Raw genomic sequence first — 13,997 nt, forward strand, 5'->3', positions numbered from 1 at the left:
CGCGGCAACTCGGCATCGATGCGCGCGAACATGGCCAGCACCTGGGCCTCGTCGGCCACATCGGCCTGCACCGCGAGCGCCTGGCCCCCCGCAGCCTGGATGGCTTGCACCACCGACTGCGCCGCCGCTGCGTCGCGCGTGTAGTTGACCGCCACCGCCCAACCTTCGCGCGCGCACCGCAGCGCAGCGGCCGCGCCGATGCCGCGGCTGCCGCCGGTGACCACCACGGTGCGCTCACTCCTGGACATCGTCTTTCGCCTTCTCATCGAGCGTGGACTGCAAGTCCGCCGCACCTTGCAGGAACTGTGTGGTGTCGACCGGCTTGGCCACGCGCAGGGCCGGCGGGAACAGGTGGTTCATGTACAGCTCTTCGCCCAGGCGATCGCTGCTTTGCACATTGCGCCAGACGCTCACGCCCACCCCCAGCACCACGCTCGCGACGGCAAAGCCGAGGGTACGGCGCGGGTGGTGCGGCTCGACGGCCTGCAGGTGAAAGTAGAGCACCGCGCTCAGGATGGCGAAGTCGAACACGAAGCCGAAGTCGGTGAGCCACGGCCATGAGAAGGCAAACGCCAGCAGGCTCGTGCCCAGGGTCACGGCCTCCCAGGTGAGCACCGCGATCAGCAGCACACGCACGTGCCAGCCAAAGTGGCTCTGGCGCGTGAACACCTTGGACAACAAGGTCCACAAGCCGGCCCAACCCAGCGCCATGGTCAGCGCCGACACCGTCACCGAGCCGAGCGCGCGCACGAAGGTATCGGGGTCGCTGTCGAGCCAGATGCTGAAGACGAGGGTCAGCGCGGCCGCCACCGCCAGCAAGGCCAGCGTGGGCAAGTCTTGCGCGAGCACGCGCGTCACGCCAAGTGGCTGCTCGGGCGCCAGGGTGTGGCTCGCCAGGCGCAGGCGCAAATGCGTGCGGCCGGCGACCAGCAGCGCGGCGCCGTCGCCCACCGCCGCACGGGCGCCAGCGGCCAGGCGCTGCGCATCGAACTGCATGCCGTTGAGGCTGTCGCCCACCGTCAGCTGCAGCTGGCCTTGTTCGTCGGGCGCAACGCTGAAGTGGTGGGCCGCCGTGTGGGCGTCGTCGAGCACCAGGTCGTTGTCGAGCGCGCGGCCCACCCTCAGCGGCCACTCACGCACGGCCACGCTGTGGCGCACGCTGCCGTCGCGGTCGAGCACCTCGAGCAGCGCCACAACCGTCATGGCTGCTTCACCCACGCGTAGGCATCGAGGTAGTGCTGGCTCAGCTTCATCGCGTTGGGGTAGCTCACCCCTTGCACATCGAAGCGGCCTTGCACACCGGCTTGCGGCTGGTCGAGCGTGGTCACCAGCACCGACAGGTCATACAGCTGCGGCAGCTTCTTGTAGGCCCGCAGGCAGACCACGGCACGCAGCACCAGGCCCTTGCGGTCCAGATAGTCTTGATGGCACTGCGGTTTGGTCTGGTGCAGCTTTCCCAGGCGGGCGAAGCCCTCGTTGCGAAAGCTCGCCGAGTACTGCGCGGCAAAACGCAGCGTGCCGAGCTTGCTCCCGTCGTAAGCCTCGTGGCGCGTGGCCAGGGTGCCGGTGGTGAAGTCGCCGACGAACACGCGCGTGTCCATCACACAGTCGGAGCGCTCGAAGTCGAGGCCGCCGGTGCGCGACGGCTCGCTGCTGCCCCAGCAGCGCATGAAACGGTCTTGTGGCACCGGCACGGTGTAGCGCGGGTGGGTGGCGGGCTTCCAGCCCTGGGCGATGAATCGTTCGGTGAGCGACTCCTGGTGCTCCATCAGCTGCGTGGTGACGATGGGCCAGGCGGCACCCTTCAATGGCGGCGCCGCGCGGCCACGCGCCAGCAAGGCGCTGGCCAGGGTGCCCGGCACCAGAAAACTCACCTGCTCGCCGTCGACCCGGCGCGCCACGTTGACACCGATGACGCGACCCTCCTGGTCGAGCGCGGGGCCACCGCTCATGCCGCCGCTCAAGGAGCCGGCAAAAAAGATCTGCGGGTAGAAGCTGCGCTCGACCAGGCCGTTGTAGTTGCCTTCGATCACCGCAAAGCCCACGTCGAGCGGGTTGCCCAGCGAGTACATGCGCTCGCCCTGGGCGAGCTTGTCGGCTTCGCGGCGGAAGCTGAGTGCGTCGTAGCTGGCGGGCTGTTTGGCGCCGCTCATCTTGAGCAAGGCCAGGTCGTGCCGCACGTCGATCATCAGGATCTGCACCGGCGCTTCGCGGCCATCGGCAGTAACGGACACCAGCTCGTGCCGCTCGGGTTTGAGCGCCGCTTCGCTCACCACGTGGAAGTTGGTGATGAGGTGGCCTTCCTTGCTCACCAGAAACCCGGAGCCGACCGAGGTCTGGCTGGCCTGGCCCTTGAGCACGGTGCGGATCTGCACCAGCTGCGACCGCGCCTGTTCGTAGACCTTGCGCGCCGACAGAGACACCGGGGCCGAGGCCGCCGGTTCAGGCGCGGCGGGTGGCGCTGCAGCAAACGCAGGGCCCAGCACACTCGCACAAACAGCAAGCGCCGCGAGGCGGCGCCGAAGGTGGACTCTCATTGCGATTCATTCTACGGGCGGGTGTGGCACACACACCCGCCTCGCGATGAATCAGGGGGATTCCATCACTGGCACACGCCGCCGCCCGGCGGGCAGGCGATGGCATTGCTCTGCAGGTCGAGCCCGTCGCCCATGCGCCCGTAGAGCGCCAGCATCTTGTAGCTGCTGGCTTCGACGCCGGTGCTGCCGTTGTTGAGCGTGATCGGCGCCGAGGTGGCGGTCGGGGCGAAGCGCCTGTCTTGGCTGATGCGGCCGATGTCGCCGTCACCACAGCGCGCACGGTCGGTGCAGAAGGTGGCGCCGCCCACAGCCATGCTGCCGTGGCTGAAGGTCCAGGCGGCGTTGTAGGTGCCGCTGGCGTTGGCCGCCAGGGTCAGGTCGAACAGGGCTTGGCGTGCGGTCGGCGTGAGGTCGGTCCAGGGCAGGTTGGGCAGCTGGGCGGTGGTGGGTGGCACCCCTTCGACCTCGACCTCGAACACGCTCTGGCCGGAGACGAGGAAGGCCGTTGTGCAGTTGGCATCACTGAACAGCGACACCGTGACGGTGCGGCCGCCGCGGAAGAAGTTGCGCACCACGGCATCACCCTCGGTGCCGTCGGGCAGGGTGACCCAGGTGTCGTCGCCACTGCGCAGCGCACCCACCAGCGGGTCGAGGCTGTGCTGGTTGCTCATCGTGTTTTGTTGCCACAGCGACATGCGGCGTGCACCGTTGCCAAAGTTCTTGTAGTACGCGACCGTCACCGCCGCCAGTGATGCATCACGCTGGGTGACCTGCGCACACTGCAAGCCGGTGAGCGCCGGGATGTCGAAGGCAATTGCGCGGGCGTAGGTGATGCTGGTGGCGCCGTCTTGGTGGGTCACGTCGCGCTGAGCCTTGGCCGAGGCGTGGATCTGCACCGCGCTCAGGTCACCGAGAAACTTCCACACGCCGCCTTCGCGCGTCACACCGATGCCCTGCCCGACCGGCTGGACACTGCCTTCGGGGCTTTGCAGCACAAAGCTGACGCGGCACACGGGGTCGGCGCCGCTGAAGTCGCAGCGGCCGAGCGTGGGGCTGAGCAGGCGTGAGCCAAACAGCTCCTCGGCGGCAAACATGCTGCACAAACCGTTGCCCACCTGGGTGGCGCCGGTGAGGCTGCCACCTTCGTCGTCGCTCATGCGGGCGGTGCTGGCCATCGAGCTGGCCATGCCCGTGCTGGCGTGGGCGCAGGCGTCGGCATTCAGCATCGACGCGCTCATGTTGCGGAACAAGGTCTCCAGGCCCGTCAGCGACAGGTTGGAAGCGCCACTGTCGACCGTCACCGAGCCTGCGGTGGTGGTCTGGTCGAGGTAGATGTTGCCGCTGCCCAGGCGCGGCGTGATCTGCACAAACGGCGAGTTGTCGACACCGGTGTTGACGCCGATGCTGTCGAGCAGCCTGTCGTAGCCGGTGCGCGAACCACCCGTGAGGCTGCCGCTGACGAAGTCGAAGTCGGTCGCCACATTGCCCGTCATCACACCGGCCAGGCTGCTGCGCAAGCGGTCTTGGGCGGCGCTGACGGCCGCGCGGGTGAGCGCCGAGCCGCTGCCGCTGATCACATCGCCGGGCGACAGGTTGGTGGCCAGCAGCACGGTGGCGGTGGTCAGCGGTGTCACGTTGGCCGTGCCCGGGCCTTGCGCCACGGAGTAGATGCACTGGTAGTTGGGGCCGGCGTAGCCGCAGGCTTCGATGCGGTAAGGCGCGGTGCCGCTGAGGGAGGGCACGCTGTAGCTGCCATCGTCTGCGACGGTGATGCCAGAGGCGACCACGGTGCCGTTGGCGTCGATCACCCGCAAGGTGCCGCCGGTGATGGGGGCGCCCACCGCCACGGTGCCGCTCAGTTGTGCAGACGGGGTGATGGGCGCGGGCGCGGGAGACGATCCGGGGTTGCCACCACAAGCCGCGAGGATCGCGGCGCCAAAAACACTCAGCGCCAGGCTGGTACGGGGGGAAAAGGGTTTCATGGGGCTCCTCACCGAAAGACGCAAACACGTGCGCGTCGGTGGCCAGGACACTCTCCCGGTCGACCGCTCGTGTCAGGTCATCGGCGGTTGCAGCGAGGTACTTGAGGGCATCAGGTCAGCAAACGTGACTTCGGCCGCAAGCGTCGCCGCACGCTCCACTCGAGTGTTCGCGCAGGCCTGCTCCGCAGTTTTTGTGGGCCCGGCCGGCCTTCACGAAGCGGCCACGGTCTTGTTGGCCGAGTGCACCGGTGGGTGAAAGCGACTGGTTTCAAGGGTGACTGATTCCTGGACTATGCTGCGGCCACACCCACCCCGGAGTCTTGCCGATGAAGCGCTTCCACACCCCCCTCGCCGTCTTCACCATCGCGCTGGGCAGCGCCGCCTTGCCCGCGCTGGCGGCATCGTCTGCCGCCTCGTCGGCGTCGGAAGGCGCCTCAGCGTCGGTCGGCAGCGTGTCCACCTCGTTCGAGACCTCGAGCGACAGCTCCTCCAAGAAAGACAAGACCGCTTCCGGCGACTACAAGGTCATCGAAGTGGCCGAAGTGGCCGAACGCCCCGGCACCCTGCGCATGAAGCTGCAGCCGGTGGCCCAGGCGGAAGACGCAGACAACAGCTTCTTCCTTTACGTGCCCGCACAGACGCTGGCACAGAGCCAGGTGGCTGCCGGGCAGATCGTGGCGGCACGGCAGCGCCCCTATGGCGTGGAGTTCGCCAAAGGTGACACCGGCAAGGCCTTCTTCCTGGTGCTGCACGACGCCTGGCACCGCGAGCTTCAGTCCACCGCCGTGGTGCTTTGAAGCGGGGCTGGCGCGGCGCGGCCGCGCTGCTCGTCGGGCTGTTCGTTCTTTCATCCAGCAGCCACGCCGCCAGCCTTCGTTTTTGTGACCGCCCGCTCGCGCTGAACGCAGCGCAAAAAGACAAACTCTTTCGCCTCGGCGGGGTCATCAAAGCCGAGCTGGAAGCCAGCGGCCAGAAGGTCGCGCTGATGTCGCGCTCGGGGCTCGACCTGAGCCGCTTTGGCCAGCGTTACTCGCATGCCGGCTTCAGCCTGAAGCACAGCCCCGACACACCCTGGGCCATTCGCCAGCTCTACTACGCCTGCGACGAAAAGCGCCCGCGCATCTTCGACCAGGGTGTCTCGGGTTTTCTGCTCGGCACCGAAGACCCGGCCATCGGTTATGTGTCGGTGGTGTTCATGCCCGCTGCACAGTCTGAGCGGCTGGAGCGCGCCGCACGCGACAACGGCCAGGCCCTGTCATTGCTCGGCGCGACCTACAGCGCCAACGCCTATGCCTTCAGCCTGCAGTACCAGAACTGCAATCAGTGGGTGGCCGAGATGCTGGCTGCCGCGTGGGGGGCCTTGCCCGTCGACGACGGCGCACGCGCCCAAGCCCAGCGCTGGCTGCAAGACAAAGGCTACGCGCCCAGCCTGATCGACGTGGGCGACCGCATCCTGATGTGGTTGGCGAGCTTCATGCCCTGGCTGCACAGCGACGACCACCCGAGCGAGAACCTGCGCCAGGCGCACTACCGCATCAGCATGCCGGCTTCGATCGAGAGCTTCGTGCAACAGACAGTGCCCGGCGCCACACGCATGGAGTTTTGCCACACCGACCGGCACATCGTGATCCACCGCGGCTGGACCCCGATCGCCGAGGGCTGCGTGCCCGGCGAGCAAGACACGGTGCTCCCGCTGAACGAAAGCAGCGCATCGACCAACAAAGGAGCGTAGCGAACCGCCGATCAGGCAACTCCCCGAGCACGGGTTTCCCGGGCTCAGGGGTGGCGCCCCTTGGGGGCAGGAGCGAAGCGACTGGGGGGCCCTACTTCGCCGTCGGCATCACAAACTCGGCGCCCTTGGCGATGCTCGCCGGCCAGCGTTGCATCACGCTCTTTTGCTTGGTGTAGAAGCGCACGCCTTCTTCGCCGTAGGCATGCGTGTCGCCGAAGAGGCTCTTCTTCCAGCCGCCGAAGCCGTGCCACGCCATCGGCACGGGAATCGGCACGTTGATGCCCACCATGCCGACCTGGATGCGCCGCGCAAACTCACGCGCCACGTTGCCATCGCTGGTGAAGCAGGCCACGCCGTTGCCGAACTCGTGGGCGTTGACGAGGTTCACGGCCGCAGCAAAGTCGGGCACGCGCACCACGGCAAGCACCGGGCCAAAGATCTCTTCCTTGTAGATCTTCATCTCGGGTGTGACGTGATCGAACAGCGTGCCACCGAGCCAGAAGCCGCCCTCGTGGCCCGCAACGGTGTGGCCGCGGCCGTCGACCACCAGCTGGGCGCCTTCGCTCACGCCGTGTTCGATGTAGCCGCTGATGCGGTCCAGCGCCTGGCGCGTGACGATCGGGCCCATCTCGGCGTCGAGCTCCATGCCGTTCTTGATCTTGAGTGTCTTGGCGCGCGCCGCGAGCGCGGGCACCAGCTGGTCGGCCACGTCGCCCACCGCCACCGCCACGCTGATGGCCATGCAGCGCTCACCGGCCGAGCCGTAGCCAGCGCCGATCAACGCGTCGACGGTTTGCTCGAGGTCGGCGTCGGGCATCACCACCATGTGGTTCTTGGCGCCGCCCAGCGCCTGCACGCGCTTGCCGTGGTGCGCGCCGGTTTCGTAGATGTACTGCGCAATCGGCGTGGAGCCGACGAAGCTGATCGCCTTCACGTCGGGGTGGGTCAGCAGCGTGTCGACGGCGAGCTTGTCACCTTGCACCACGTTGAACACACCGTCGGGCAGGCCGGCTTCCTTCAGCAGCTCGGCCAAGAAGATCGCGGCCGAGGGGTCGCGCTCGCTCGGCTTCAGGATGAAGGCATTGCCGGCCGCAATGGCCACCGGGAACATCCAGCACGGCACCATGCACGGGAAGTTGAACGGCGTGATGCCGGCCACCACGCCGAGCGGCTGGCGCATGGTCCAGTTGTCGATGCCGGTGGACACCTGCTCGGTGTAGTCGCCCTTCAAGAGCTGCGGGATGCCGCAGGCGAACTCGATGATGTCGATGCCACGGCTCACCTCGCCCTGCGCGTCGGTGAACACCTTGCCGTGTTCGGCGGTGATCATCGCGGCGAGCGTGTCGCGGTGGCGGTTCATCAGATCCAGGAACTTGAACATCACGCGGCCACGGCGAATCGGCGGCGTGTCAGCCCAGGCCGGGAAGGCGGCTTGTGCGGCGGCCACCGCGGCATTCACCTCGTCGACGCTGGCCAGTGCGACCTGGCGTGCAACAGCACCGGTGGCCGGGTTGAACACCGCCTGCTTGCGTCCGCTGCGGCTTTCAACGGCCACGCCGTTGATGAAATGGCCCACGTCGTGGGGGGTGGCAAACGGTGCAGGTGCGCCCATGGTGTTGTCTCCGGTGTGTCGCGATGCAGCCCAGTCTAGGCCTGCGAGGAGACCCTGCCAACAACCTTGGCGTGACTACATTGTTCGTTAAACTGAACAATCAACCCGCTTCGATCGCATCCAATGCCTGCTCCCCTGGTACGCCCCGACCAACGCATCGACCTGCTGTGGCCGCAGGTGCACGCGCTCACGCTGCTGGCCCAACTGGCCAGCTTCACGCAGGTGGCACAGCGGCTGGGCATGTCCAAAGCCGCGGTGAGCCAGCGCATCACCGACCTCGAGCGCGCGGTGGGGCAGACGCTGGTGCAACGCACCACCCGGTCGGTGCGGCTCACCGACGCTGGCCAGCGCCTGGTGGAACAAACCGCCGAGAGTTTTGCCCACATCGCGCGCAGCGTGGGTGAAGCGCGCGACAACGCCACCCAACCGCGCGGGCTGCTGCGCGTGACGGCGCCGGTGGCGCTCGGCCGCCAGCACGTCATGCCGCTGATCGAGGGCTTCTTGCGCGAACAGCCGCAGGTGCGCGTCGAGCTCGACCTGTCTGACCGCTTGCTCACGCTGGCCCACGAAGGCTTCGATCTTGCGGTGCGCCACACCAGCGCACCGCCCGACAACCATGTGGCCTGGAAGCTGTGCGCCTCTCGCTCGCTGCTGGTGGCGAGCAACGCCTACCTGAAGCGAAACGGCACGCCTGCCCACCCCGGCGAGTTGGCAAGCCACGCCTGCCTGCCCTACCTGCGGCCCGGCCCGAGCGTTTGGCAGTTCGAGCGTGTTGTGGGCAAAGGCAAGAGCGACCCCGAGCGCGTGAGCGTCACCGTGCAAGGGCCTCTGCGTGCCAGCAACAGCGAGGTGCTGCGCGACGCCGCCATCTCCGGCCTGGGCATCGCCTTGTTGCCCGACTTCAGCGCCGCGCAGGCGCTGCGTGCCAAACGCCTGCAGGTGCTGCTGCCCACCTGGCGACCGGTCGGTGTGTTCGGCGACGCCATCTACGCCATGCACCCGTGGAGCCCGACCACACCGAAGGCCGTGCAAGCGCTGGTGGCGCATCTGCGCACCGGCTTGAGTGAAGGCTTTGGCGCGTAGGTAAAAAAAAGCCCACCCGGTAACGGGTGGGCGTTCAAGTCCTCTGAAGGACGTCGTTGGGACCGGTGTGGTTCTCTCGCTTCTGTGGCGCGTTTTTTCTTGTGAGCGCTCCGACGATTCGAACCTTGTACCTGGTGGCCTGTGAAGGCCCCGTGTGACAGCACGAGTGAAACTGTAGTTGTGCGGAGTGGGCGCAAACCATCCCCAATACGAGGGACGGTTTGGACACGCTTTGTAGCAACCCTCCGTACGTGTTTCGCTCAACCCCGCGTGGCGCATGCGTTTGCGCTGACTCTGCGGTGCGGAGGCCCGCCGTTTTGTCGTCACCCCCTTTTGGGGGGCGTGGCGCGACAATGCCGCCATGCCCACATTTCATCGCCCTTTGAACACGCCGCTGAACGAGCACGAGCTCGACGAGTTGCAGGCTTTGCTCGACACCGTGCCCGCACCGCTGGAGCCGCTGGACGTGAGCATGCTCGACGGCTTTTTGTGTGGCTTGCTGGTTCAGCCAACCCGTGTGCCCACCAGCCGCTGGATGCCGCACATCACCGACGCCGATGGCCGCGTTCTGCCACGCGGCTTTGATGCCGCACGCTTGCACGAACTCGCTCAACGGCGCCATGCCGAGCTGAACGATGCGATCTCGCGCCGCCAGTGGTTCGACCCGTGGGTGTTCGAGCTGGAAGGCGAAGACGGTGAGCCCACGGAGGTGGACGCGGTCTACCCCTGGGTGGCCGGTTTTGCGACAGCGATGGAGCTGTTCCCCGAGCTGATGCGCGGCGACGCACACGCGCTCACCGAACCGCTCGCGCTCTTGTACCGGCATCTTGATGCCGACGACCTGGAAGACGCTGACGACTTGCTCGAAGAGATCGACACCCTGGAGCCGCCCGAAGACCTGGCCGAGGCGGTGGAATGCCTTGTGCGGGCGACACTGTTGTTGGCCGACGTGGGCCGGCCGCTGCCGGCCACCAACGCGGGGCCTAAAAGGCGGCCCGCGCCGCCGTCGCGCCGCCGCTGATCAGCCCTTGCTGCGAGTGAACCAGCGCTGTGCATGCAGCGCCAGCCCGGTGGCCACGCTGGCAAAGCGGTCGCCCCGCACCGCACGCGCTTGCGGGAACGCAGCGGCGATCTGCTGCGCAAGCAAACGCAGGCCGGTCGAACCGCCAGTGAAATAGAGCGCGTCGATCTGCTCCGGCTGCAAGCCGGCCTGCGCCACCGTGACACGCGCCGCGTCGACGATGCGCGCCAGGTCGCCTTCGATCGCCTGCACCGCTTCGCCTTCGGTGAGCATCACCGCCAGGTGGCGCTCCACATGGCCCAGGTCGATGCGGGTGTGGCCGCCTTCGGCCACGCTGATCTTGGCGGCTTCGGCGCGTGACGCCAGCTCGTGGCCGAGCCGCTCGGTCACCACCGTCATCAGGCGCTGGTGGTGGTGTGCGTCGGCATAAAACGTGCGCATCTGCCGCAGCTCGGCCACACGCTGTGGGTTGTAGACGGTGTTGATCAGGTGCCAGGTGGCGAGATCGAAGTACACCGCGCTGGGCACTTCGCGCGCCGGTGCGCCGTTGATGCTGGGGCCGAAGGCGCCGTAGCCGAACTCGCCGAGGATGCTGGCCAGCTCGACACGTCGGTCGAAGTCGGTGCCTGCAATGTGCACGCCGTGGTTGGCGAGGATGTCGCTCTTGCGATCGAGCCGCTTCGCCTGTTGCGGGCCCACACGCACGACCGAAAAGTCGGAAGTGCCGCCCCCGATGTCGGCCACCAGCACGATCTGCTCGCTGCTGACACTTTGTTCGTAGTCGAAGGCCGCGGCGATCGGCTCATACTGGAAGTGCACTTCGCGAAAACCCACTGCGCGCGCGGCCGATTCGAGCGCGGCTTGCGCCTTCGCGTCGCGCTCGGGTTCGTCGTCGACGAAAAACACCGGCCGGCCCAGCACCACCTGCTCGATGCGATGGCCAGCCTGGCGCTCGGCGAGTGTCTTCAGGTGCAGCAGGTAGCCGGTGATGATGTCGAGGTACTTCACGCCACGGCCACCGCCCACGTCGGTGGTCTGCTCGACGAGGCTGCTGCCGAGAATGCTTTTCATCGAGCGCATCAAGCGACCATCGACCCCATCGACATACGCCGCGAGCGCCGCGCGGCCAAAGGCACGCGGCGGACCATGGGTCTCGGGCCCTTCGACGTAATAGAACACCGCGGTGGGCATGGTGCGCTGGCCCGGCTCCAGCTCGACCAGGCGCATCTCGCTCTCCACGGGAATGGCTATGGCCGAATTGGAGGTGCCGAAATCGATGGCGCAGTACATGGAGGAGCCGGGAAAGAGGGGGGTCACGCGAGGGGGCGCGATTGTAGACTCGCCCGCAAAGCCCACGCCATGCCGCCCACCGACGACCTGCCCACCCTGCTGTCGCGCATCGCCTTGCACGACCGGGCGGCGTTCGAGCGGCTTTATCGCGCCACTTGCACGCATCTGTTGAGCGTCGCGTTCCGTATATTGAACAACAGGGACCGCGCCGAAGAGGTGCTGCAGGAAGCTTTCATGAACGTCTGGCACAGCGCGAGTGGCTACAACCCCGTCGTGGCCACGCCCATGACCTGGCTCATCAACATCGTGCGCAACAAGGCGATCGACGCCCTGCGCTCGGGCAAGACCGAGCGCGGCTCGACCGTGGCGCTCGACGATGAGGCGCTTGCGGTTGCGGGCGACGCCGCGCTCGAGCCGCAACGCCTGCTCGACGACAGCCTGACCAAGGCCCACATCGACAACTGCATGAGCGGGCTCGGCCCCTCGCAGCGGCAGGCCCTGGCACTCGCGTATTACCGGGGGATGGTGCACACCGACATTGCCGAGTCGCTCAACGTTCCGCTCGGCACGGCCAAAGCGTGGGTGCGGCGAGGCCTCGACAAACTGAAGGACTGCCTGCAATCAGCAGGGGTCAGCGCATGAACTACCTGCTGCCCGAACGGCTCGACCGGCTCGCGCGCGAATATGCCTTGGGCACGTTGAGCGGCGGCGCACGGCGGCGCTTCGAGCGGGTGCTGGCCCAGGCGCCGGCGGCCGGGCGGGCGGTGGCGGCATGGCAGGAGCGTTTCACCGTCTTGTCGGCCGGCCTGCCGCCGATGGCGCCGAGCGCTCGCGTGTGGCAAGGCCTGGAGCAGCGCCTCTTTGCCGTGCCGAAAAAGCGTGAAGGCTGGTGGCGCGCGCTGGGTGGCGTGCTGGCCGGCGTGCTGTTGTGTGCCGTGCTGCTGCGCATGCAACCGGGTTTGATCGGCATGGAACCGCAGCTTGATTCATTGCCCGCGAGTTATGTGGGCCTGCTGACCGACGAGGAAGGCCGACCCACGGTGCTGGCCAGTTCGCGCCGGCATGGCAAACAACTGACCGTGAAGCTCTTGCGCCCGCTCACCATCCCTGCGGGCCGGGTGGCGCAGCTGTGGGCCTTGCCGAGCGACGGCAGCGCGCCGTTTCCGATCGGCCTGGTGCCGGCCAGCGGCACGACCACGTTGACCTTGAGCGACAGCTCGGAGAAGCTGTTCTCCAAGGTGTCGCGCCTGGCCGTGAGCCTGGAAGCCGCGGCCGCCCAAGCGGGTGACCCACCCAGCTCGCCTTTCATGTTGAGCGGCCATTGCGTCAAGCTTTGGTAGGCGTTGAAAAATATTTGCGGCAGGCTGCGTCCGTCACCCGAGGTCACTCCGTAAGTCCATTCAAGACGCCCATGTCGGGGTCTGCTTTCAATCAAGAGGACAACACACCATGATGAACCGCGCCCTGATCACCGGCCTGCTGGCCCTGTCTTTGAATGCCGCCTTTGCCGCCGACACATCGCCGGCCCCGAAGGACGCACTGGCTGGCGCTCGCGCGCAGATTGCCGCCAAGAACTACGCCGGGGCCATCGACGAGTTGAAGCGCGTCAACGACGTCACCAGCGCCGACTGGAACAACCTGATGGGCTACAGCCTGCGCAAACAAGGCACGCCGGATCTGGCGGGCTCGGAGAAGTTCTACAACGAGGCGCTGCGCATCGACCCGCAACACCGTGGCACGCTCGAATACTCCGGCGAGCTCTACCTGATGAAGGGCGACCTGGCCACCGCCGAGAAGCGCCTGGCCGCGCTTGACAAGGCGTGCACGCTGCCCTGTGCCGAGTACACCGCGCTGAAGCAGTCGATCGCGCGCTACAAGGCCAACGGCAACAAGAGCGCCTCCAGCGACTACTGAGCCTCGTTCAGGCCGTGGCGACCCGCAGGCCCTGGCTCGCTTGGCTGCCATAGAAGCCGAAGTCGAGCGCCGGTTGCACGCCGCTCATCAGCTCGGCCAGTGCACGGCCCGAGCCGGCGCCGTGCGTCCAGCCCAATGTGCCGTGGCCTGCGTTGACCCACAGGTTGGCCAACTGGCTGCGGCCGATGTAGGGAACGTTGTTCGGCGTACTCGGCCGCAGGCCGGCCCAGAAGTGCGGCTCGCTCGTGTCGGCCACGCCGGGGAACAGCTCTTCGTAGCGGCGCACCAAAGCCTGACATCGCACACGTGAGGTGGTGCTCTCCAGGCCGGTGTCGTAGCCGGCCATCTCGGCGGTGCCGGCCACCCGGATGGTGTCGCCCAGGCGGCTCACCGCGATCTTGCGGGTGTCGTCGATCATGCTGACCACGCTGGCTCGCTCGGGGTGCTTCAACTTGAAGGTGGCCGAGTAGCCCTTGGCGGGGTAGATGTTGAGGTAGATGCCCAGCGGGCGCAGCAGCGGTGCGGTGAAGCTGCCCATGGCGGCCACGAAGGCATCGGCTTTCAGCGTGCGGCGCTGGCCGCTGAGCTGGTCGCCCACGCGCAGGCTTTGCACGCTGCCGCCGGCGGCGTCGAAGCCGAGGATGTCGTGTTCGTAGAGGAAGGTCGCTCCGCGCTGCTGGCACAGACGCGCGAGTTTCTGCGTGAAGACACGAGCGTCACCCGACTCGTCGCTGGCGGTGAAGGTGCCACCGGCAATGTGCTCGCCAAAGCTGCGCAGCGCGGGCTCGATCTTCAGCACCTCGTCGCGCGAGAGCACACGCCGGTC

The 13,997-nt window shown here is 67.2% G+C and carries 14 protein-coding genes; 7 read left to right on the forward strand and 7 right to left on the reverse strand.

The window, feature by feature from the left end; all coding sequences use genetic code 11:
* The 4 genes from RMO40_RS05335 to RMO40_RS05350 form a co-directional block, all read right to left on the reverse strand.
* Nucleotides 1-248: SDR family NAD(P)-dependent oxidoreductase (locus RMO40_RS05335; RefSeq protein ID WP_309717348.1), on the reverse strand; the 248-nt coding region annotated here is incomplete at its 3' end.
* Entirely contained in the window at nucleotides 235-1,203 is a 969-nt protein-coding gene (locus RMO40_RS05340; protein WP_309717351.1) for an FHA domain-containing protein, read from the reverse strand. The genes RMO40_RS05340 and RMO40_RS05335, both read right to left, overlap by 14 nt.
* Nucleotides 1,200-2,537, reverse strand: a complete 1,338-nt coding sequence (locus tag RMO40_RS05345) for a trypsin-like peptidase domain-containing protein (protein WP_309717354.1) — start codon at nucleotides 2,535-2,537, stop codon at nucleotides 1,200-1,202. Before RMO40_RS05345 ends, RMO40_RS05340 begins: the two co-directional genes overlap by 4 nt.
* Nucleotides 2,538-2,602: 65 nt before the next feature.
* The gene (locus RMO40_RS05350; protein ID WP_309717357.1) at nucleotides 2,603-4,519 is read right to left on the reverse strand and encodes a hypothetical protein; all 1,917 of its coding nucleotides are present in this window, start codon (nucleotides 4,517-4,519) and stop codon (nucleotides 2,603-2,605) included.
* 326 nt (nucleotides 4,520-4,845) lie between these two features.
* On the opposite strand from RMO40_RS05350, the gene RMO40_RS05355 reads away from it, so the two are divergent.
* Together RMO40_RS05355 and RMO40_RS05360 are read left to right on the forward strand one after the other, a co-directional pair.
* Nucleotides 4,846-5,316, forward strand: coding sequence for a hypothetical protein (locus RMO40_RS05355; RefSeq protein WP_309717360.1), 471 nt, complete (start codon nucleotides 4,846-4,848; stop codon nucleotides 5,314-5,316).
* Entirely contained in the window at nucleotides 5,313-6,251 is a 939-nt protein-coding gene (locus RMO40_RS05360; RefSeq protein ID WP_309717362.1) for a DUF2145 domain-containing protein, read from the forward strand. The genes RMO40_RS05355 and RMO40_RS05360 overlap by 4 nt, the downstream gene beginning before the upstream one ends.
* Before the next feature lie 91 nt (nucleotides 6,252-6,342).
* Here the strand turns inward: RMO40_RS05360 and RMO40_RS05365 are convergent, their stop codons facing one another.
* The gene (locus RMO40_RS05365; RefSeq protein WP_309717365.1) at nucleotides 6,343-7,863 is read right to left on the reverse strand and encodes a CoA-acylating methylmalonate-semialdehyde dehydrogenase; all 1,521 of its coding nucleotides are present in this window, start codon (nucleotides 7,861-7,863) and stop codon (nucleotides 6,343-6,345) included.
* A 123-nt stretch (nucleotides 7,864-7,986) separates the two neighbouring features.
* Here RMO40_RS05365 and RMO40_RS05370 point away from each other — a divergent pair, with 123 nt between their 5' ends.
* Nucleotides 7,987-8,946 (forward strand): LysR substrate-binding domain-containing protein, encoded by a 960-nt coding sequence (locus tag RMO40_RS05370; protein WP_309717367.1) that lies wholly within the window; start codon nucleotides 7,987-7,989, stop codon nucleotides 8,944-8,946.
* A gap of 361 nt (nucleotides 8,947-9,307) precedes the next feature.
* Entirely contained in the window at nucleotides 9,308-9,967 is a 660-nt protein-coding gene (locus RMO40_RS05375; RefSeq protein WP_309717369.1) for a YecA family protein, read from the forward strand.
* Here RMO40_RS05375 and RMO40_RS05380 read toward each other — a convergent pair whose 3' ends face one another.
* The gene (locus RMO40_RS05380; RefSeq protein WP_309717380.1) at nucleotides 9,968-11,257 is read right to left on the reverse strand and encodes an Hsp70 family protein; all 1,290 of its coding nucleotides are present in this window, start codon (nucleotides 11,255-11,257) and stop codon (nucleotides 9,968-9,970) included.
* A 69-nt stretch (nucleotides 11,258-11,326) separates the two neighbouring features.
* Here RMO40_RS05380 and RMO40_RS05385 point away from each other — a divergent pair, with 69 nt between their 5' ends.
* The 3 genes from RMO40_RS05385 to RMO40_RS05395 all read left to right on the forward strand — a co-directional run bounded on the left by RMO40_RS05385 (nucleotide 11,327) and on the right by RMO40_RS05395 (nucleotide 13,171).
* The gene (locus tag RMO40_RS05385) at nucleotides 11,327-11,899 is read left to right on the forward strand and encodes a sigma-70 family RNA polymerase sigma factor (protein WP_309717371.1); all 573 of its coding nucleotides are present in this window, start codon (nucleotides 11,327-11,329) and stop codon (nucleotides 11,897-11,899) included.
* Nucleotides 11,896-12,597, forward strand: coding sequence for an anti-sigma factor domain-containing protein (locus RMO40_RS05390; protein WP_309717373.1), 702 nt, complete (start codon nucleotides 11,896-11,898; stop codon nucleotides 12,595-12,597). Before RMO40_RS05385 ends, RMO40_RS05390 begins: the two co-directional genes overlap by 4 nt.
* 109 nt (nucleotides 12,598-12,706) lie before the next feature.
* Nucleotides 12,707-13,171 (forward strand): tetratricopeptide repeat protein, encoded by a 465-nt coding sequence (locus RMO40_RS05395; RefSeq protein ID WP_309717376.1) that lies wholly within the window; start codon nucleotides 12,707-12,709, stop codon nucleotides 13,169-13,171.
* A gap of 7 nt (nucleotides 13,172-13,178) precedes the next feature.
* Here RMO40_RS05395 and RMO40_RS05400 read toward each other — a convergent pair.
* Nucleotides 13,179-13,997: FAD-dependent oxidoreductase (locus tag RMO40_RS05400; RefSeq protein WP_309717378.1), on the reverse strand; the 819-nt coding region annotated here is incomplete at its 5' end.

The organism is Rhizobacter sp., assembly GCF_031412075.1.
GTDB lineage: Bacteria > Pseudomonadota > Gammaproteobacteria > Burkholderiales > Burkholderiaceae_C > Rhizobacter.